The following is a 17,663-nucleotide window of genomic DNA, read 5'->3' on the forward strand; positions in this document are numbered from 1 at the left end:
CGTTAATTAGATTTGAAAATTCTCTTGGTTGAAGTAGCCACTGAGTCAAATGGGGTGGGTATTGGCTTTATTGCGGCGCCATCCCTTATTTTCGACAATCCCTTGCCCACGATTTTATCACCTTCGCCAAGTCCTTCTGCTATCAAAAGGAGATTATTGATACGGGCCAAAGGCTTAACCGCTTTTTGCTGTACCGTATCCGACGCTTTTACCGTATATACATAGACAATAGTTTGCTCTTCAAAGGTTGATTGCTCCGGAACCACGAGTACGTCTTTGTAATATTGGGGTATTTTCACATATCCACTGTTTCCGTTCGTCAATAATCCTTTCGGGTTCGAAAAACGGGCCCTGAAACTTATCGTACCGGTTTGCGTATCTATTTGTCCGGTCGTAGTTTCCACCGTACCTTCTTCTTCATATTCAGTGTCATCGGCAAGTACCAATTTCACTTTTGGAAAATTTTTGATTTTCTCCTGAGTAGAATTTCCTTCGGTATCCCTTAAAAAGGTGAGATAGTCCTTTTCATTCATGGCATAGTAGGCATAGACTTCATTCAATTCCGACAGGGTCGTCAAGGGTTCCGCATCATTGGGACTGACCAGACTACCCACCCGAAATGGAATCTCTCCTACAATACCATTTACCGATGCGCGCACATTACCATAATCGGCTTGCGCAAGAACACTGTTATAGGTAGCGCGAGAACTTGACTGCAAGGCAATTGCAGTCTCCAATTCCCTTTCGCTGATAATACCTTCTTTGACCAAGGGCTTAATCTTCTCTACCTCTATGGAAGTAGACTCCAAATCAGCTTTTGCGGCCAACGCATCTTGACTTACCGAGAGGGTCTCCAACTTAAAAAGCAGTTGTCCTTTTTTGACTCTCTGCCCTTCGTCTATATACACATTGGTGATGTAACCGGATATTTTTGGTCTGACTTCATCGTTCACAGTCCCTTCTATATTGGCCGTTATCATTTTATAACCGACAACATCTTGCTTTTGGACCTCTATTACCGGTAAGGATGGCAGCGGCCGTTCCTGCTGACCCTCTTTCCCACCAGAACAAGAGATAAGGAAAGAAATCAAAAAAATGTAAACATATCGTTTCATCAAATCGCGTTTTTAGATCAAAGGTTCTTCAATACTGATTGAATATCCTGAAGCACCAAATATCCCAAGAACAACGTGCTCCAATAGAGCAATAATTAGTGATTTGATATTACTTTTTAAAGTGATACGGGGTTTGGGGCGTTCACAAACCGACCGACGTTTAATGTTAGACACGGAATTATGACTATAAACAGTGTAAAAAGTATAACGACCGGCTTGAATGATATTAGAACTTTGAAGCGTATTTCAATCCTAATTCCGGCAGCTAAAGTAGTAGTGGGTTTGAATTATGTTGTCATCAAAAAAATAGTTTGGTTGGTTGGTTAAAACCATCTATCGTTTATGGTAGGTGGTTTTTAAAAAAAGGAGTTTTCTAGGTAGAGCAAAGTAGAAACAAAGAAAATCTTAAGGATGAAGAAAGGATATGACAGTTTGGTAGACGCCATCAATGACCTCAAAATGCTGGGGTATGATAAGGATTTCAATCTTCAAAAATCTTTTTTGGAATGTAAGGAACCCCATCATCAAATAGCACCGGAAGAATTTACGGTAGATGGTTATTATCGTTTTGACGGCAACACGAACCCGTCTGACGAATCGGTGCTCTATGCCATTTCCTCGAAAAGATATCAGCTTAAAGGAATACTGATCGATGCCTATGGCGCGTATAGCGAACCTCCTAGTGCTGAGATGCTGCAAAAGCTTAGGTTTACACCATAGTCTTGTAAAACATCACCAAGATCGATATCTTATTTCATGGTTTGCGCCCTGTACTAGTTGCCCGTGGGCACTAGCGGTGTCAAATCAATATAGCTAAAGGGAATTTCACCTAAATCTTTTTCAATGATGGAACTTTGCTTGACCACATGCCAATTGAGAGCCGAGGACATTTCTTTTTCGCTATACTGATTCATCGTTGCATCGGAAAAAAGCAGATACTCATTTTCCTTGAGCGAATTTTTTAGAAACCGATGTGCTACAATGACATCTTCGCCCATCAGTTTTATGTGCGTACCTACTTGCGCCATTCCAATTTGTTCCGAATAATGAACAATGATTTTCAACCCTAGCATATCTGGGGTTTTGTGAGCTTTGCGTTCTTTGCTAAAATCACTTGCAATGGCGAACATAGCTTCGTAAAACTCCTTATAAAAAAGTTTACACTGGTCTACCAAGTCATCAAATTCTGGAAGCAGACCCTGTTTATAGAAAAGAATGGCATCCCCTTCTATTTCAGAGACCTTGAACCCTAAAGAATTGGTGTAGATAATATTGTTCAACAAAGACGGGATTATTTGCGAGCTGACTTTAAAATCCACTTCGGTCATAAACTTCGTAAAACCACTGATATCAGGTATGCATAATAGGGTCGGGCTTGCATCAAAAGTTTCGTTTTTCATACGTCTCATTAAGACCGATAAGATAATCGCCTCAAGAGATTACTACATACTACTTAACACCTTTAAAATGTCACTTTTTCCATTACTACGCAGCGGAAATCATTTAAAAAGTCACATCATTGGGGTATTTATGAACATGAAATTGCCTTGATTCTTTAGAAGTTTGATATAGAGAAAAGTCTTGCCATCCGTGGCTTTGCACAACAAGCAAAAAGCCACAAAAGACCATTCACTTTTTAAGCAATTTTCTATAATCTCTTACCTATGAAAATGACCATTAGAACAATTACCGTATTTCTCCTTGGAGCCATTCTCAATTCATGTGCAGATGCATCATCGGTTTCAAAAGACGACTTTGAGGCCTTGCAATCAGAGTTCATACGTTTCAAGGATAAACAGCTGATTGTTGGTTTGAGCAACGCATTTACCGATGCCGCAGGGCAAAAGGACAAAGAACTATTTAAAAGTCTTTGGGCAGAAGATGGCGAGTGGATTATCGGACCTCCGATAGGCAAAACCTTCAAAGGTCGGGACAGCATAGCGAATGCTTTTGAACATCTGATAGGAAGCTGGGAATTCTTCGTTCAACTCAATTCGGGCTATAACGTGGATTTGAGCGCCGATGGTAAGACCGCAACGGCGAACTTTTATTTGAACGAGATAGCGAGAGGATCAAACTCAAGCAATTACAATCTTGCAAACTACCAAGATGAGCTCATTAAGAAGGACGGGGGATGGTTCTTTAAAAAGAGAAATTACCATGTGATTTATCTTGACACAACGAGTCTACGCGGAAAATCTTTTAGAAAGAAAAATAACGATTAGCGAATGGTATTGATTCGAAAATTATTTTTCATAACAGTCTTGGTTTTACTAGCTCATGAAGACAGCATGGCTCAAGAAAAGGGCTCACAACCAATTCTCCCTATTCGGTTCCTGGAAAATTATGGGTATTTGAAAGACAGTACGAAGCTCAGACATTTCTACGACCCCGTCAAATACATTCCGATGAATGAAAATGGCTCCTCTTATCTATCCTTGGGTGGGGAAACACGGCTAATGTACCAAAGTATATACAATAGACAAGATGAGGGTGAAGGCTATCTTCTGACCCGAGTGATGTTGCATGCAGACATCTATTTGGGAAAACGATTGCGCATTTTTTTACAACCAGCCATGGGATTGGATTTTTTCAAAGAAGCAATGCCGGCACCTGTAGACCGGGATGAACTATTCCTATTGAACGCATTTGTAGATTACGACTTTCTGAATGAGGATAGTAAGTCCCTTATTCTCCGAGTAGGACGGCAAGAATTAAACTACGGTGCCGGTCACTTGATAACCATCCGTGAAGGCCCCAATGTTAGACAGTATTGGGAAGGAGCGAAAGTAGCTTACGAGGCCAAAGGACTCTCGGTCGATTCTTTTGTGACTCAATTTGGGAAACAAAACTTAGGTATTTTCGACAATCCAATCCTCGACAGTGATGAAACCTTATGGGGAATTTACAGCACACTGGATAAGAGTTTTATAAAAGGTTTTAGTACGGATATCTATTATTTGGGATTTGAGCAAGATGAAACACAGTTTTTCAACGCGACCGGCAAAGAGACTAGGCATTCGTTGGGAGTCAGAATTTTTGCCGATAAGGGTGCTTTTGATTATGACTTAGAGGTAACAGGTCAATTCGGGAAAGCTGGTGAAAGCGATATTAGGGCTCACGGTATTTTCTCGAACATCGGTTACACGTTCGACGCCGAAAAACCCTTTCAAAAGCGTTTAGGCCTAAAGGCAAATTACTTCTCCGGAGATACCAATGCGGAGGATAATAAGTTGAATTCATTTAATCCTATGTACCCAAGGCAAGGCTATTATCAAGGTGCGGCAGCACTCTACGGAACCAACTTTTGGTACATTCATCCGAGCTTTACCGTAGCCTATGGAAAGGAATTTTCTTTCAATGTAAACTGGGCTTGGTATTGGCGAACACAAAAGGAAGATGGTATTTACGTGAATGGTTCTGGTATTCCTTTGATTGCGCCCACCGGTAGTGATACTTTGGCGTTGGGCAAGCAACTTGATTTCAACTGTAAGTATGCCATTACGAAATACACTTCTGTGGTTATAGATTACTCTCACTTTTTTGCCGAAGGATTCATAGCCGAAAATGAAACCCCTCAGGAAATAAGCGATTTCTTAAACGTAATACTCCTTCATAGATTTTAGCTTTTCGTAAGGATAGTTTCTATATCAGCGATAAAAATTTAGCTGTGGGTAAAATGTTTTGGTAACAAATACAACAAAGAGGTTCAAGAAATATATATGAAAATCAACGTCAAATTCGTTAAAATCACACTTCTCGCATCCAGTACCCTTACCGTTATGTCCGGGGCCACTATTGCTGCTTCCCTACCCTTGATAAAGGAAACCTTTTCGGACAATCCGGATTCTGATTTTCTTTCTAAACTCATACTCACATTACCTGCACTGTTCATAGCCATCATATCACCTATCGCCGGTGTCGCGGTAGATAAAATCGGCCGAAAAACACTCTTGATAGTTTCACTTATACTCTATGGAATCGGGGGAAGTCTGGGCGGTCTGGTCGACAGTCTCATGTGGATTTTAGTCAGCAGAGGACTGTTAGGCATCGCGGTGGCTATCGTTATGACCGTGACCTCCACATTAATAGCGGACTATTTCGAAGGCGAAGAGCGCAGTAATTTTTTGGGGCAGCAAGCGGCGGCCATGGCCATAGGAGGCATACTATTTATTAGTCTGGGTGGAGTGCTGGCCGAAATGAGTTGGAGGGGTCCGTTCTTCATATACGGGTTATCCCTGTTGATAGTCATACCGGCCATACGATTTATCAAAGAACCTGAAAAAATGGAAAGCGATGGATCAGCCAATCTAAAAAGCATAGAACCTAAACCACGTAATGCCATACTATTTCTCCTACTTTTGATTTTCGTAACCATGGTATTCTTTTACATGATGCCGGTACAAGTACCGTTCATATTGAACAAAATCGGCGTAAGTAGCACCAAAGTCGGCTTGGCGATTGCAGCAGGAACGCTATCGGGAGCCATCTCATCCTTGGCTTACAAAAAGCTGAATACAAATTTCCATACCTCCTGGTTATATATGGCATCGTTTCTGATCATGGGTATTGGATATGTACTCATAGCGTCATTCGATACCTTCATCGGGATTACGGCCAGTCTGTTCATAGCCGGATTCGGAAATGGGCTCATAATGCCAAACACGACCGCCTTAGTAATGAACGTAGCACCAAATAGAGTGCGCGGAACGATTATGGGTTTGCTCTCGGCATTTATGTTTCTAGGTCAGTTCTTTTCTCCGATTCTTATACAACCCTTGGCCGATGCCACAACCATGAATTCGGCATTTTTGTACGCCGGTTTGGCCATGGCAGCGATGGGTGTTGGCTTTTTTATATACAATATTACCACAAAGGATAATACGCTACTTAAACTTAAATCTTAACATATAAGTAGGCGAAATCATAGTATATGGAATAAGCATTAACGCAAATCAGGAATAGTTTAACATTAAAGAGGTCATAGCGACTAAGAAATCGTCAAAAACATATTATTAATTAGCTTTACTAAAATTCAACTTAATGAAAGCATCGGACTTATGTATTAGTGCTCTGGAAAATGAGGGAGTTAAATATATTTTCGGACTACCCGGGGAGGAAAATCTCGATTTTTTGGAGTCGCTCAGAAAATCCGATAAAATCAAATTTGTACTTACCCGACACGAGCAAGGTGCCGGTTTTATGGCGGCGACGTACGGAAGGTTAACCGGAAAACCGGGTGTCTGTTTGGCCACCTTGGGGCCAGGTGCGACTAATCTTGTGACACCGGCCGCTTATGCACAATTGGGGGCAATGCCCTTGGTCATGATTACGGGGCAAAAACCTATCAAAAAAAGCAAGCAGGGCAAATTTCAGATCATCGATGTCGTGGAGATGATGCAGCCACTAACAAAGTTTACGAAGCAAGTAACCCATGCAGAACACATTCCGTCAATCATTCGAGAAGCCTTCAGGTTGTCGACCGAAGAACGACCCGGAGCGGTACATATTGAACTTCCGGAAGATATTGCACAAGAAGAAGTGACCGACCCAAAGCTGTTCAAGGTCGTGAACTATAAAATTCCGAATGCAGGGCCCGAAACTATTCGAGAGGCTGCTAAGATAATACTTGCCGCCAAAAGACCATTGTTGTTGATAGGTGCGGGAGCCAATAGAAAGAGAGCAAGCACGGCCCTAACGAAATTTGTGGAAAAATCACAAATACCCTTTTTCAATACCCAAATGGGTAAGGGTATTATAGATGAAAGACATCCCTTATACTTAGGAACAGCAGCCCTATCGGACTATGATTTCTTACATGAAGCGATTGACGAGGCGGACCTGATTATCAATGTGGGCCATGACACGATTGAAAAGCCGCCGTTTTTTATGAATCCCGAAGACGAACGAAAAGTGATTCATATCAACTTCTTTGCGGCCGAAATCGACGAAGTCTACTTCCCCCAATTCAATGTCATCGGTGATATTGCGGACAGCGTTAACCAATTGACAAAGGCCTTGGTTGCCGATTCAAAAAGCTGGGATACCGATTTTTTCCTCGCTATTCGAGACAAGGTCTCAAAACGTCTTTCCAAGTATGAAAAGGACGACCGATTTCCAATCCTACCACAACGTTTGGTCAAAATCATACGGGACGTGCTTCCGGAAGATGGTATCGTGACCTTGGATAACGGCATTTATAAGTTATGGTTTGCACGCAACTATCCTGCCTACAAGCAGAATAGCCTTATTCTTGATAATGCCCTGGCTACTATGGGTGCAGGTTTGGCATCGGCCCTCATGGCGAAAGAACTGAATCCCGATAAAAAAGTGATTTCCGTTAACGGTGATGGCGGTTTTATGATGAATTCGCAGGAAATGGAAACCGCCGTTCGCCTTCAACTTGATTTGGTTGTAATTATATTGAATGATAACGCCTATGGAATGATCCAATGGAAGCAAGAAGGCGAAGGTTTCCCGAAATACGGATTGGACTACGGCAATCCAGACTTCGTAAAGTATGCGGAAAGTTTTGGCGCCAGAGGCCATAGACCAAATTCTGTTGAGGATTTTGAAAAGACCTTAAAAAGCTGTCTAAACGCAACCGGGGTTCATTTGATAGACCTCGCAGTAGATTACTCTTTGAACCATAAAATACTGAATGTTCTTATCAAAGAATACTCGCAGAACCTAAAAAAAGATTGATAATGGATTATGCTGAAATTATAGACCCCGCTACGGGTGAAAAAGTAGCGCAATATGCCCGAATTTCCGATGAAACCGCTCTTGAAAAAGTGCGCCAAGCCAATAGTGCCTTTAAGCTTTGGAAAGAAAATAGTTACGAGGAACGGGCGGCGATGATGCACAAGTTGGCGGAAGTGATGGAAGAAAAGAAGGAAGATTATGCGCAATTGGCCACCCTAGAAATGGGCAAGACCATTGGTCAGGCTCGAAAAGAATTGGAGAAATGTGCCTTGATATGCCGCTATTATGCTGATAACACAAAGAAGCTACTGGCGAATGAAAAAGTGGAAACCGAGGCGGCGAAAAGCTATGTGACGTTTCAGTCAATAGGTGTGATTCTTGCCGTCATGCCCTGGAACTTCCCCTTCTATCAAGTGATTCGTTTTGCGGTGCCGGCTATAATGGCAGGAAACACCGGAGTGTTGAAGCATGCCTCCAATGTTCAAGGCTGTGCGGGGGCTTTGGAGAACGCTTTTACGCAGGCGGGATTCCCAAAAGGGATATTCACCAACCTGAACATCGGATCAAAACAAGTGAAAAAAATAATCGAGGATGAGAACATCGTTGCCGTCACATTGACCGGCAGTGACCCCGCAGGGCGTTCCGTAGCCTCTATTGCAGGACAAAATCTAAAAAAAACCGTAATGGAGCTCGGCGGTAGTGATGCCTATATCATTCTAGACGATGCGGATTTGGAGAGGGCCACCGACTTGGCGACCTATGGTAGACTACAGAATAACGGTCAAACCTGTATCGCGGCCAAGCGTTTTATAGTACTGGATGCTATCTATGATGACTTTTTGGACCGATTTTCGGAAAAGATGAAGAAGGCAAAGATGGGCAAACCCACGGATGAGGATACCTATTACGGGCCGATGGCCCGGCACGATTTACGGGACGAGATTCATGAGCAAGTGCAGAAAACCATCTCCCAAGGAGGTCGGTTGGTTTTGGGCGGAAACATTCCTGAAGGAAATGGCGCTTACTATCCGGCGACCATTCTTGCCGACTTGAAACCGGGAATGGAGGCTTTTGATGTTGAACTTTTTGGACCGGTAGCCTCCGTAATCAAAGCGAAGGACGAAGCGCATGCTATTGAACTGGCGAATAATTCCCAATACGGATTGGGCTCGGGTGTCATTACCGGAAATACTGAAAGAGGTGAAAAGGTTGCCCTGCAATTGGAGGCTGGCAGTAGCTTCGTGAATAAGCTGGTGGTGTCAGATCCAAGACTACCGTTCGGGGGCATTAAAAACAGTGGCTACGGGAGGGAACTTTCGGGTTATGGCATTCGGGAATTTGTAAATACAAAATCGGTCTGGATTGATTAAACGATACTTCCAAATTACCAGAATCAACGGCTTCAATAAAGGTTATAGCGGATTGAACTAAGGCAAATCTTATTCCCTCCGTTCTTTATTTTAATCGAATTTGTGATGTTCTAACAGGCACTAATTTGACATTGGCACCTCTAACAGGAGTATCCTTGAATTAGCTTCCATGTCCAGACTGAATGTAGTGACATCTACTAGCGAAAGGGCATCTCGTTTTCCCAACTTCTCATTATTTATGGAACAAGTTCCTTCCAACAAAAAAACATAAACGCCATTGGATTTTTTCTTCAATACATATTCAAGTCGGGTAGACTTATCGAAGTACCCGAGATGAAACCAGGCATCCTGATGGATCCAAACACCGTCATCATCTGAACTTGGGGAAACTATTTGGCAAAGCTGATTTCTTAGGTCTTCTTCATCTAATGATATTTGGTCATACCGAGGTTCGACATTGGCCTTTTTTGGCACTATCCATATCTGTAGAAATTTTACCGTATTGTCTTTACTGTGATTATATTCACTGTGCTTAACGCCAGTACCGGCACTCATGACCTGAATATCCCCGCTACGAATGACCGTAGTATTGCCCATATCGTCTTTATGCTCTAAATCACCTTCCAGAGGTATCGAAATGATTTCCATATTGCTATGGCCATGGGTACCGAAACCCATGCCCGGCGCTACTTCATCATCGTTCAAAACCCGAAGAACACCAAAACCCATTCGTTTCGGATCATAATAATTGGCAAAGCTAAAAGAGTGATAACTCTTGAGCCATCCATGATTGCCATGGCCTCTTGATTCGGCTTTATAAAGTGTTGTTTTCATATTTTTTAGTTCAAATATCGTTTAGTGCCTTCCTTGGACCCTTAAAGAACAAAAGATTTGCCCTGACCTAAGATAGTCAGGACAAACCTTACCAACTAACCAACCTAAAACTTTATTATTTTTCGGAATGTTCCTTTTCCCACTTATCCAAAGTTTTCTTATAATCGATTCCCAATCCGTAGGCACCTCCCCATTTTTTCATTATATCGTTCATTTGAACATAAGTGTCCGAACGCGCCCAATCACGGTGTATTTCCAGACCATACTGCATGGCCGTCATGGGCTTGATACCTGCTTGTATCATTCGGGCAATAGACATATCGTGAGCCTCTTTTGATACACCACCGCAAGCATCGGTAATGACATATACGTCATATCCGTCTTCCAGGGCCGAAAGTGCGGCGGAAAGAATACAGACCTCTGTCCAAAGACCGGCCAAAACAAGTTTGGGTTTCTTAAAAGCGCCTACGGCCTTGACCACCCGTGTATCCTCCCATGAATTCATAGTCGTGCGGTCGATATAACCGCTCTCATCAGGAAAGAATTCCCGAACTTCAGGAAAAACAGGTCCGCTGAACGACTTTTCAGCAACCGTCGTTATTACGGTCGGAATTTCATAGAGCTGGGAAATAGCGGAAATCAGCCCTACATTATTTCGTATTTCGTCTATCGGATTAGACTCTACCGCGAAGGCCATCTGACTCTCGTGATCAATAAGCATTAAGGTATGGTTTGCCGGGTTGATCAATTCCTTTGAAGCGTTCGCAGGATCGTTATTCTTATTCGGATTATACTGTTTCCATTGTGCCATGGCCGATGATGCCATAAAGATTGCGAGTAGTGTAATTAGATTTTTCATAATGTCGAATTTTTGTTTTTAGGATAGTAGTATCCTGAGTTTCTAAATCCAAAATTAGTCCATGCTTTCTCTCGTGAAATTCACTTTTGCAAGCAATGATGGTAGAAATTAAGGTGCACTGAATTGAAGTTGATAAACGGTCGATGCATCCCCAGATCAACTATAAGGTTTCCTTCGCTAGGGTATAAAAGTATTCTTGCCTTGACTATCAAAAATTATTCGACATCAAGATTCTACCGACATTTTCATGGTAATCTAAATGATTCCTTACCTATTTTGAAATGTTCGCTAGACCATCACCTTAAACGCATTAAAAAGTACCATAATAACTGGAAATTAGTAATATCCATAACCTCCTTTTATATGGAACTTTACCTCAAGAAATAAGTTGAACTAGAGCATAATAAGTAATAAAGGCTATGAATGAATTAAAAAATCCATTTCGCACGGAACTCACTCCGGACAATTGCTGCTTTGTAATGATCGATCATCAGGTGGGGCTATCCACGTTTTTGACGTCGATCGATCCTGCACTATTGAAGAACAATATTCTGGGTCATGCAAAAACCGCTAAAGCTTTCGATATTCCGACCATCTTAGGCACCAGTTGGCCTCAGGGCCCCAATGGCCCCACGCTACCGGAATTAATAGAACTTTTCGGTGAGGAAAGTGTCATCGATAGACCTTACGTCAACTTCTGGAACGATGAGACCTCAAAACAAGCCGTGAAGTCCACAGGCCGTACCAAATTGGTAATATCTGGACTGGCAACAGAGGTCTGTGTGGCGTTTCCGGCTATTGCGGCAGTTCAAGAGGGCTACGAAGTTTATGCCGTAATAGATGCCTCCGCCGATTGGAATCCGTTGGTTACGGAAGTCACCATGAAGCGCTTGGCAATGGCCGGTGTCGTTGTGACGACTTGGGTGGCCGTATTGGCCGAATTGGCCAATAATACACAGATAAACGGCATGCATATCGCGAATTTGCTAAGCGAGCATATGGGACAATATTCCGTGGCGATGTCAAACTATTTAGGGGTCGCCAAAAATGCCGATATGATGAAAGAACAAATCGGGACACCCCCACTACAAGCACATTTATAAACCATAAAACATAGAAATAATGAAATTGACAGCAGAAGACAAATTAGATATCATACAACTAACGGCAACATTCGATAACGCCATGGACAGCGAAAATCTTGAAAAATACATGACCGTTTGGGCGGATGATGGAGAACTCTCCGGGTTTTGGGGAAGCACAAAGGGAAAAGAGGATTTAAGGAAACAATTCCCCGGGCTATTGGACAGTTTCGCGAGAGGCAGAAGACATCTATTGACCAATCATGAAATTGAAGGTGACGGCAAAAATGCAACGATGTACTGTTACTTAACGGTATTCAATAGAGACGAGAATACCATGGCGGGCACGGGTACCTTCAACGATGTTTTAATAAAAGAGGATGGAAAATGGTTATTCGTAAAAAGGGAACTTTCGGCCGATCCGAATGTGATGAAATTGATAGAATCACTTCAAGGTGACAATTGATCGAAGCCACTTCCCTTACCATTCAAATTTAAAATGAACAATAAATTTACAGAAAGATGAGAATCCCTAAGAACACGATATTCATAGCAGTGTGCGTATTGACAATAAGCTTTTTGCTCGTTGCATTCACCTCTAGCCCAAATCCGATAGAACCCAATCGGTACACACAGAAAATAGCCAAGGATAACGCCACTTTCGTCATGGTGGATTATTTGACAGGATTCGATCCAGGACTCCGAACCATTGACAGGGCGACTTTCGTGAATAATGCAACCGCCTTTGCAAAGGTTTCCGAAATCTTCAATATGCCGACCATAGTTCTTGGTGACGAAGGAGGTTTTAGGGGGGATTTCTACCCTATGGTGCAGCAGCATCTGTCAAACGACATCAAAATCGAACGTCATACGGCAAGTGCTTGGGGCTCCAAACCCTTTCGGGATGCCATCGAGAAGTTCGGCAAAAAGAAGATAGTCATCGGCGGAATTTCAATTGATATCTGCACCCAGTTGACTACTTTGGATTTGCTCGCAAACGGTTACGAAGTCTATGTTGTGGTCGACGCTTCGGGCACCGATCAGCCTATCGTTGAACAAGCAGCGATGATGCGTATGCAACAGGCCGGGGCTACAATGATTACGTGGGGTACACTTGCCTCTGAACTCATGGTGGATTGGAAAACACCCGAAGGCCCAAAGGTGGGAAAATTGTATCAAGAACATAGTGCTTGGGGAGGCTTTCAGGACGCCTATGCGAAATAGTTCCGATTTTTCTTGATTTACGCACACATTCACTAAAAAAGAAACTCATGAAGGACACCGAACAGAACGCACTGCCATTGCACAAAAAGTTTTTGTCGGCTGAACTAGGTAGCATTCTTCCGATTCTAGACAATGTTTATACTATAAAAGCTGATAAACATCGCTACCGCTACGGCAACATGTACATTATTGTACATCAAGAACACAAAAAGCTACTGCTCATCGACGCAGTCCGCGATGAAAGCGTACGATCCTTGAAGAACTGGATGGCCAATGGGTATAGTATATCCGGAGTCTTTCTGACCCATCGGGACCTCTTGGGACAAGCTTACGCACCCCTTCATGAAATAAGTGAAGATTTAGGCAATGCACCGATTTTCATTCATCCAGATGATACTCCAAAGAATAGCAATGCCTTATTCGATATCACCTGTGCCATAGACATTTTCACGGACTTCAATGTTCAAGTACATCATTCTCCGGGTCATACTCCTGGTAGTGTCGTCATATATGCCGAAATGAATGGAGGGATTCTGTTCACCGGTGATAGCGCGGTAGGCTCACCATATGAAGAGGAGCAATATTATTTTGAACGTCCTCCCAATAACAAAGAAAATGATGAACGCTTAAGGGGTTTTTGGGAAAATGTTGAGCTACGCTTTAAACACATCTTGCCGCTACATGGCAAACCCCAATTTGGATTGAATGAAATGCAGCAAGACTATATAGTAAAAAATCTATGTAAAGCGGAAAAAACAAAATCGCTGTAGATTTCCGCTACCCTCTGAAAACTCATTCTTGAGAAGATCAGCTAATCTGTTGGCGGTATTGCAATTGTAACAATGGTCGGCCCTTGTAACGGGAACAGGTATATGATTCTCAGGTATATGATTCTATTAACCTTAAAAGGAAGAAACTAATGAACGTCTTAATCATAGGTGCCACTGGAAATGTCGGTCAACACACGGTGGACTACGCCCTTAAAAATGGCCACACGGTAACCGCCTTTGGACGATCTGTGGAAAAAATTGAAAACTTGAATCCAAATCTGACCATCTACAAAGGCGATGTTACGAAATTAGAGGATGTCCAAAATGCTATGCAACATCAAGATGTAGCGATTTTAACTTTTGGTGCTCCTTTGAACAAAGACACGCTGTTCAATGTTCCCGATCTCTGTGAGAAGGGAACCCTGATTACGGTAGATGCAATGAAAGGGGCAAATGTGCCGCGATTGATATGCATGACGGCTATCGGCGCCGGAGACTCCAAAGGGCACGGCCGTTTCATCTTCCGAAATATTATCGAACCTGTACTCCTTGGTAGAATTATGGAGGATAGAACACGTCAGGAAGAAATCGTACGAAACTCCCAACTACCTGAATGGTCAATCATCAGACCTACGGAGTTGAGCAATGATGAAAGTAGCGAGGTACGCTTTATCAAAGACCTCGAAAACGAAAAAGAACCCGAAACTATTTCAAGAGAGGACGTCGGTAGGGTGCTAGCCAATTTGATAACCGATAAACAATACGACAAACAAACGATTTTAATCACAAATTAAATCCCCTACCGTTGTATGAAAACCAAGTATATCATTGAGAAAGTACATTCCACACTCGCTTTTAGGGCCAGATTACTGGGAATATCGGGAATCGGCGGAACCTTCAACGAATTTTCGGGATCGTTCATTCGGAATAATGAAGATTGGTCGGCCACCGAAGTAAGGGTTGAAATTGATGTTGCCAGTATCGATACAGGCGTTGAGCAACGAGATGAGCACCTTCAGGCAGAGTATTGGTTCCATACAGAAGCGCATCCAAAAATCGTTTTTACTTCCACGAGCTTTAAAGCGCGTAAAAAAAATCAATTTGTACTGCAAGGAGAACTCCATTTGAAAGGGAATAAATGGGACGTCACCTTTATCTTGAACAAAGGAGGAAACGCCAAGGATAAGGATGGCGTCGAAAAGATTGGCTTTACCGCCAAGACAAAAATCGATAGGGAGGCATTTGGAATCGCCAAGGGCGCAGAATTACCTAATGGAGCGGTCTTTTTGGGAAAAAAGGTAAGTGTTCGGTTTGATTTGCAACTGGCCGAAGCGAAGTAAATCAAATGCAATGAAAAAAGGCCATGGGAAAGAGATACATCATTCAATACTGTACCAAATGTACTTCGGAGGACGGTGAGGAAAACTTTGAATACCTCGAGTGCGTTGATGACAATGGAAAAGTCAAGAACTTCTCATACGCCGATGTGCTACGATTAATGAGCGAAAAAAAGACACTATTTTTTATAATTGTCAATGGCGTTCATTCCTTGACCTATGCAGAAAAAAATAAGCGCGGAAGGTATACGCTAAAATCCGCTAGCGACACCAGTTATTTGAATTACACGACCCGGATACCGGTCAAGACGTTCAAGTAAAAGGTGATTTATCGAAAAATACACCATGCGAACAGAGCGCTTAGAGACATTTACTGATGGGGTACTTGCCATCGTCATTACGATAATGGTTCTAAATTTTCAAGCGCCGAGCGAAGTGGAATTTGTATCATTACTGCCATTACTCCCCAACTTCTTCAGCTATATCCTGAGTTTTGTTTATTTAGGCATTTTTTGGAGCAATCACCACCATCTGTTACGTATCGCAAAGAGGGTCAACGGAAAGATTCTATGGGCCAATCTTCACCTGCTGTTCTGGTTATCGCTGATTCCGTTTGGTGCCAGTTGGATCGGGGAAAGCGGCTTTGCCCGAAATGCATTGATACTGTATGGCATCATACTGTTGGGTTCCAGTTTTTCCTTTTGGTTGTTGGTGAATTACTTGGCCAAAACCCACGCCGGTGATGACGCTATCGTAAAACTTCATGATGGGGACAACAAAGGTAAATATTCAATGCTCCTTTTTGTAGTGGGTATTGGGGTAACCTATTTTTTCCCGATTCTCGGATGCATCGTTTATTTGGTCAATACGGCTATTTGGTTCTTTCCGAATCGAAAGGTCGAAAAAATATACAACGAAGAAGAGTGACGACCTGTGGTTAAAATTTAGAGAATGCTGTAATTACGCATTTCCAAAATAAACTCACGATGTTTTCTGATGGCACTAAGAAAAGTGATTATCTCCGGTGCTTTTGACTCCAAGAGATTTCCCTGAACGTTGGCATTCCATTCGATACGCAGTATAAAATTCTCTTTTTCAGAATCACACTCTGTCAGGTCACAATAGGTACAATTTTTATAACGATGTAAACCCAGGAGTGCGGTTTTCATATCCCTAACGAATTCCCGGATGTTATTTTTATATAGACGGTATCTAATGTATGTAATCATAATATGAACAATTGAGGTATAAAAAAGCTTTAGGCACTCATTGATTTTCGAAACTCTAAGGGTGTCAGCTCCTCGAATTTTTTGAAAAACCGAATAAAATAGCCAGGGCTTTCAAAACCCAATTGGTACGCGATCTCGGAAATATTATTCTGGGTATGCAACAATTGGCATTTGGCCAACAAGAGCGTCTTTCTATTGATAATCGACTTAGCCGATTTTCCACTCGATTTTCTGACGCACTCCCCCAAATAGGTAGGATTGACATTCAAAAGTTCGGCAAACTCCTTTATCCTTGGGGGTTTCATAATGGTACCTTTAGCCAAGTCAGTGAACGTCTCGTCCAAAAGTTTTAGAAACTTGGCACAGATAACGTCTGAGGAGCGGGTAAGTTTTTTCGGTTTGACCAGTTGATGTTGCTCTTGGTGCAACCGATTGGTCTTGATCAACAACACGAATATCCAAAACCGAATAAGTTCGGTAGACTGTAGTTTTGGCTCGGCATACTCTTTACCAAGCTCATTGAAGACATTTTGATAGTACGCAAAGTTTGCTTCGTCCAACGCAAATTTTCGTTGCGAATCGGGCATCAAATAATCGAAACTGTTGATGATGTTCTTATCATTGATTAACATCAAAAGGTAGTCGATGGTAAAAGAAAGCAGATATCCCTTTAATCCCTTCATTTTCTGCCAGGTCTTGATTTCGCCCGGTTTTGAAAAGAAAACCTCTTTGGCGTTTAGCTGTAACGATTCCAATTGATTGATTTTCGCAAGGGAACCGGCTTCCACGAAATAGATGGTAAAGAAATCATAGATGTGGGGTTTGTCTAACGGAGAGGCATCATCAATTTCCGAAAGGCGGCAAATATGAAATTGCATCTTCTTGTTTCGATGAGTAATAGTATGCCTGTTGGGGGCGTTCATCAAATTTTGAACAAAGCGATCGATATCGAGGCTAGGAATGTTTTTAAGTAGTGTCGTCATAACAGCGTTCTTTACTGCTTACTATCCTAAAACGATACCAAGAATGGTTCTGAACCAAATACGCTGACAATACCCTAATTCATTGACGTCTAAGCAGAGAGACCCTACATGCCATAATTAAATCACGAAAATATAACGAAAAAACATCGTGACAT

General features: G+C 42.3%; 20 protein-coding genes. 14 read left to right on the top strand and 6 right to left on the bottom strand.

The window, feature by feature from the left end; genetic code table 11:
- Positions 1 to 2: 2 nt before the first annotated feature.
- A complete protein-coding gene (locus tag ACRD7P_RS00695) occupies positions 3 to 1,115 on the bottom strand; it encodes an efflux RND transporter periplasmic adaptor subunit (protein WP_430905540.1) in 1,113 nt (370 codons plus the stop codon).
- A gap of 411 nt (positions 1,116 to 1,526) precedes the next feature.
- Here ACRD7P_RS00695 and ACRD7P_RS00700 point away from each other — a divergent pair, with 411 nt between their 5' ends.
- Complete coding sequence (locus tag ACRD7P_RS00700) at positions 1,527 to 1,835, top strand: phosphoribosylpyrophosphate synthetase (protein WP_138851825.1); 309 nt, start codon at positions 1,527 to 1,529, stop codon at positions 1,833 to 1,835.
- Between the two features lie 53 nt (positions 1,836 to 1,888).
- On the opposite strand, the gene ACRD7P_RS00705 is transcribed toward ACRD7P_RS00700, so the two are convergent.
- Positions 1,889 to 2,515, bottom strand: a complete 627-nt coding sequence (locus ACRD7P_RS00705; protein WP_430905541.1) for a DUF2652 domain-containing protein — start codon at positions 2,513 to 2,515, stop codon at positions 1,889 to 1,891.
- A 264-nt stretch (positions 2,516 to 2,779) separates the two neighbouring features.
- Here ACRD7P_RS00705 and ACRD7P_RS00710 point away from each other — a divergent pair, with 264 nt between their 5' ends.
- The 5 genes from ACRD7P_RS00710 (at position 2,780) to ACRD7P_RS00730 (ending at position 9,190) form a co-directional block, all read left to right on the top strand.
- Positions 2,780 to 3,340, top strand: coding sequence for a nuclear transport factor 2 family protein (locus ACRD7P_RS00710; RefSeq protein WP_430905542.1), 561 nt, complete (start codon positions 2,780 to 2,782; stop codon positions 3,338 to 3,340).
- Positions 3,341 to 3,343: 3 nt separating this feature from the next.
- Positions 3,344 to 4,741 (top strand): alginate export family protein, encoded by a 1,398-nt coding sequence (locus ACRD7P_RS00715; RefSeq protein WP_430905543.1) that lies wholly within the window; start codon positions 3,344 to 3,346, stop codon positions 4,739 to 4,741.
- 96 nt (positions 4,742 to 4,837) lie between these two features.
- Positions 4,838 to 6,022 (top strand): MFS transporter, encoded by a 1,185-nt coding sequence (locus ACRD7P_RS00720; RefSeq protein ID WP_430905544.1) that lies wholly within the window; start codon positions 4,838 to 4,840, stop codon positions 6,020 to 6,022.
- Positions 6,023 to 6,158: 136 nt separating this feature from the next.
- Positions 6,159 to 7,820: an acetolactate synthase large subunit gene (locus ACRD7P_RS00725; RefSeq protein WP_430905545.1), complete on the top strand. Its 1,662-nt coding sequence runs from the start codon at positions 6,159 to 6,161 to the stop codon at positions 7,818 to 7,820.
- Between the two features lie 2 nt (positions 7,821 to 7,822).
- Positions 7,823 to 9,190 carry an NAD-dependent succinate-semialdehyde dehydrogenase gene (locus ACRD7P_RS00730; RefSeq protein ID WP_430905546.1) on the top strand — a complete coding sequence of 456 codons (1,368 nt, stop codon included), beginning with the start codon at positions 7,823 to 7,825 and terminating at the stop codon, positions 9,188 to 9,190.
- A 120-nt stretch (positions 9,191 to 9,310) separates the two neighbouring features.
- Here ACRD7P_RS00730 and ACRD7P_RS00735 read toward each other — a convergent pair whose 3' ends face one another.
- Together ACRD7P_RS00735 and ACRD7P_RS00740 are read right to left on the bottom strand one after the other, a co-directional pair.
- Entirely contained in the window at positions 9,311 to 10,024 is a 714-nt protein-coding gene (locus ACRD7P_RS00735) for a pirin family protein (RefSeq protein ID WP_430905547.1), read from the bottom strand.
- 115 nt (positions 10,025 to 10,139) lie between these two features.
- Positions 10,140 to 10,883 (bottom strand): hydrolase, encoded by a 744-nt coding sequence (locus ACRD7P_RS00740; RefSeq protein WP_430905548.1) that lies wholly within the window; start codon positions 10,881 to 10,883, stop codon positions 10,140 to 10,142.
- 419 nt (positions 10,884 to 11,302) lie between these two features.
- On the opposite strand from ACRD7P_RS00740, the gene ACRD7P_RS00745 reads away from it, so the two are divergent.
- The 8 genes from ACRD7P_RS00745 to ACRD7P_RS00780 all read left to right on the top strand — a co-directional run bounded on the left by ACRD7P_RS00745 (position 11,303) and on the right by ACRD7P_RS00780 (position 16,223).
- Positions 11,303 to 11,986, top strand: a complete 684-nt coding sequence (locus ACRD7P_RS00745; protein WP_430905549.1) for an isochorismatase family protein — start codon at positions 11,303 to 11,305, stop codon at positions 11,984 to 11,986.
- Positions 11,987 to 12,005: 19 nt separating this feature from the next.
- Entirely contained in the window at positions 12,006 to 12,431 is a 426-nt protein-coding gene (locus tag ACRD7P_RS00750; protein WP_430905550.1) for a nuclear transport factor 2 family protein, read from the top strand.
- A gap of 56 nt (positions 12,432 to 12,487) precedes the next feature.
- Positions 12,488 to 13,189 (top strand): isochorismatase family protein, encoded by a 702-nt coding sequence (locus ACRD7P_RS00755; RefSeq protein WP_430905551.1) that lies wholly within the window; start codon positions 12,488 to 12,490, stop codon positions 13,187 to 13,189.
- A gap of 47 nt (positions 13,190 to 13,236) precedes the next feature.
- On the top strand, positions 13,237 to 13,959 hold the full coding sequence (locus tag ACRD7P_RS00760) for a hypothetical protein (RefSeq protein ID WP_430905552.1): 723 nt from the start codon (positions 13,237 to 13,239) through the stop codon (positions 13,957 to 13,959).
- Positions 13,960 to 14,108: 149 nt separating this feature from the next.
- Positions 14,109 to 14,753, top strand: a complete 645-nt coding sequence (locus tag ACRD7P_RS00765) for an NAD(P)-dependent oxidoreductase (protein WP_430905553.1) — start codon at positions 14,109 to 14,111, stop codon at positions 14,751 to 14,753.
- A gap of 15 nt (positions 14,754 to 14,768) precedes the next feature.
- The gene (locus ACRD7P_RS00770) at positions 14,769 to 15,299 is read left to right on the top strand and encodes a YceI family protein (protein WP_430905554.1); all 531 of its coding nucleotides are present in this window, start codon (positions 14,769 to 14,771) and stop codon (positions 15,297 to 15,299) included.
- Between the two features lie 23 nt (positions 15,300 to 15,322).
- Complete coding sequence (locus tag ACRD7P_RS00775; RefSeq protein ID WP_430905555.1) at positions 15,323 to 15,616, top strand: hypothetical protein; 294 nt, start codon at positions 15,323 to 15,325, stop codon at positions 15,614 to 15,616.
- A 25-nt stretch (positions 15,617 to 15,641) separates the two neighbouring features.
- A complete protein-coding gene (locus ACRD7P_RS00780) occupies positions 15,642 to 16,223 on the top strand; it encodes a TMEM175 family protein (RefSeq protein WP_430905556.1) in 582 nt (193 codons plus the stop codon).
- A gap of 17 nt (positions 16,224 to 16,240) precedes the next feature.
- On the opposite strand, the gene ACRD7P_RS00785 is transcribed toward ACRD7P_RS00780, so the two are convergent.
- Both ACRD7P_RS00785 and ACRD7P_RS00790 read right to left on the bottom strand, forming a co-directional pair.
- Complete coding sequence (locus ACRD7P_RS00785) at positions 16,241 to 16,465, bottom strand: hypothetical protein (protein ID WP_430905557.1); 225 nt, start codon at positions 16,463 to 16,465, stop codon at positions 16,241 to 16,243.
- Between the two features lie 89 nt (positions 16,466 to 16,554).
- Positions 16,555 to 17,508, bottom strand: coding sequence for a helix-turn-helix domain-containing protein (locus ACRD7P_RS00790; RefSeq protein ID WP_430905558.1), 954 nt, complete (start codon positions 17,506 to 17,508; stop codon positions 16,555 to 16,557).
- Positions 17,509 to 17,663: the final 155 nt, after the last annotated feature.

The sequence above is a fragment of the Maribacter sp. 2-571 genome (genome assembly GCF_050589625.1).
Lineage (GTDB): Bacteria > Bacteroidota > Bacteroidia > Flavobacteriales > Flavobacteriaceae > Pelagihabitans.

Excerpts from the sequence above, each read along its gene's own strand:
- ACRD7P_RS00790 (WP_430905558.1), bottom strand. The coding sequence starts at position 17,508 with ATGACGACACTACTTAAAAACATTCCTAGCCTCGATATCGATCGCTTT.
- ACRD7P_RS00725 (WP_430905545.1), top strand. The coding sequence starts at position 6,159 with ATGAAAGCATCGGACTTATGTATTAGTGCTCTGGAAAATGAGGGAGTT.
- ACRD7P_RS00765 (WP_430905553.1), top strand. The coding sequence starts at position 14,109 with ATGAACGTCTTAATCATAGGTGCCACTGGAAATGTCGGTCAACACACG.
- ACRD7P_RS00720 (WP_430905544.1), top strand. The coding sequence starts at position 4,838 with ATGAAAATCAACGTCAAATTCGTTAAAATCACACTTCTCGCATCCAGT.
- ACRD7P_RS00785 (WP_430905557.1), bottom strand. The coding sequence starts at position 16,465 with ATGAAAACCGCACTCCTGGGTTTACATCGTTATAAAAATTGTACCTAT.
- ACRD7P_RS00745 (WP_430905549.1), top strand. The coding sequence starts at position 11,303 with ATGAATGAATTAAAAAATCCATTTCGCACGGAACTCACTCCGGACAAT.
- ACRD7P_RS00750 (WP_430905550.1), top strand. The coding sequence starts at position 12,006 with ATGAAATTGACAGCAGAAGACAAATTAGATATCATACAACTAACGGCA.
- ACRD7P_RS00710 (WP_430905542.1), top strand. The coding sequence starts at position 2,780 with ATGAAAATGACCATTAGAACAATTACCGTATTTCTCCTTGGAGCCATT.
- ACRD7P_RS00740 (WP_430905548.1), bottom strand. The coding sequence starts at position 10,883 with ATGAAAAATCTAATTACACTACTCGCAATCTTTATGGCATCATCGGCC.
- ACRD7P_RS00760 (WP_430905552.1), top strand. The coding sequence starts at position 13,237 with ATGAAGGACACCGAACAGAACGCACTGCCATTGCACAAAAAGTTTTTG.
- ACRD7P_RS00705 (WP_430905541.1), bottom strand. The coding sequence starts at position 2,515 with ATGAAAAACGAAACTTTTGATGCAAGCCCGACCCTATTATGCATACCT.
- ACRD7P_RS00770 (WP_430905554.1), top strand. The coding sequence starts at position 14,769 with ATGAAAACCAAGTATATCATTGAGAAAGTACATTCCACACTCGCTTTT.
- ACRD7P_RS00780 (WP_430905556.1), top strand. The coding sequence starts at position 15,642 with ATGCGAACAGAGCGCTTAGAGACATTTACTGATGGGGTACTTGCCATC.
- ACRD7P_RS00700 (WP_138851825.1), top strand. The coding sequence starts at position 1,527 with ATGAAGAAAGGATATGACAGTTTGGTAGACGCCATCAATGACCTCAAA.
- ACRD7P_RS00695 (WP_430905540.1), bottom strand. The coding sequence starts at position 1,115 with ATGAAACGATATGTTTACATTTTTTTGATTTCTTTCCTTATCTCTTGT.
- ACRD7P_RS00755 (WP_430905551.1), top strand. The coding sequence starts at position 12,488 with ATGAGAATCCCTAAGAACACGATATTCATAGCAGTGTGCGTATTGACA.
- ACRD7P_RS00775 (WP_430905555.1), top strand. The coding sequence starts at position 15,323 with ATGGGAAAGAGATACATCATTCAATACTGTACCAAATGTACTTCGGAG.
- ACRD7P_RS00735 (WP_430905547.1), bottom strand. The coding sequence starts at position 10,024 with ATGAAAACAACACTTTATAAAGCCGAATCAAGAGGCCATGGCAATCAT.
- ACRD7P_RS00715 (WP_430905543.1), top strand. The coding sequence starts at position 3,344 with ATGGTATTGATTCGAAAATTATTTTTCATAACAGTCTTGGTTTTACTA.
- ACRD7P_RS00730 (WP_430905546.1), top strand. The coding sequence starts at position 7,823 with ATGGATTATGCTGAAATTATAGACCCCGCTACGGGTGAAAAAGTAGCG.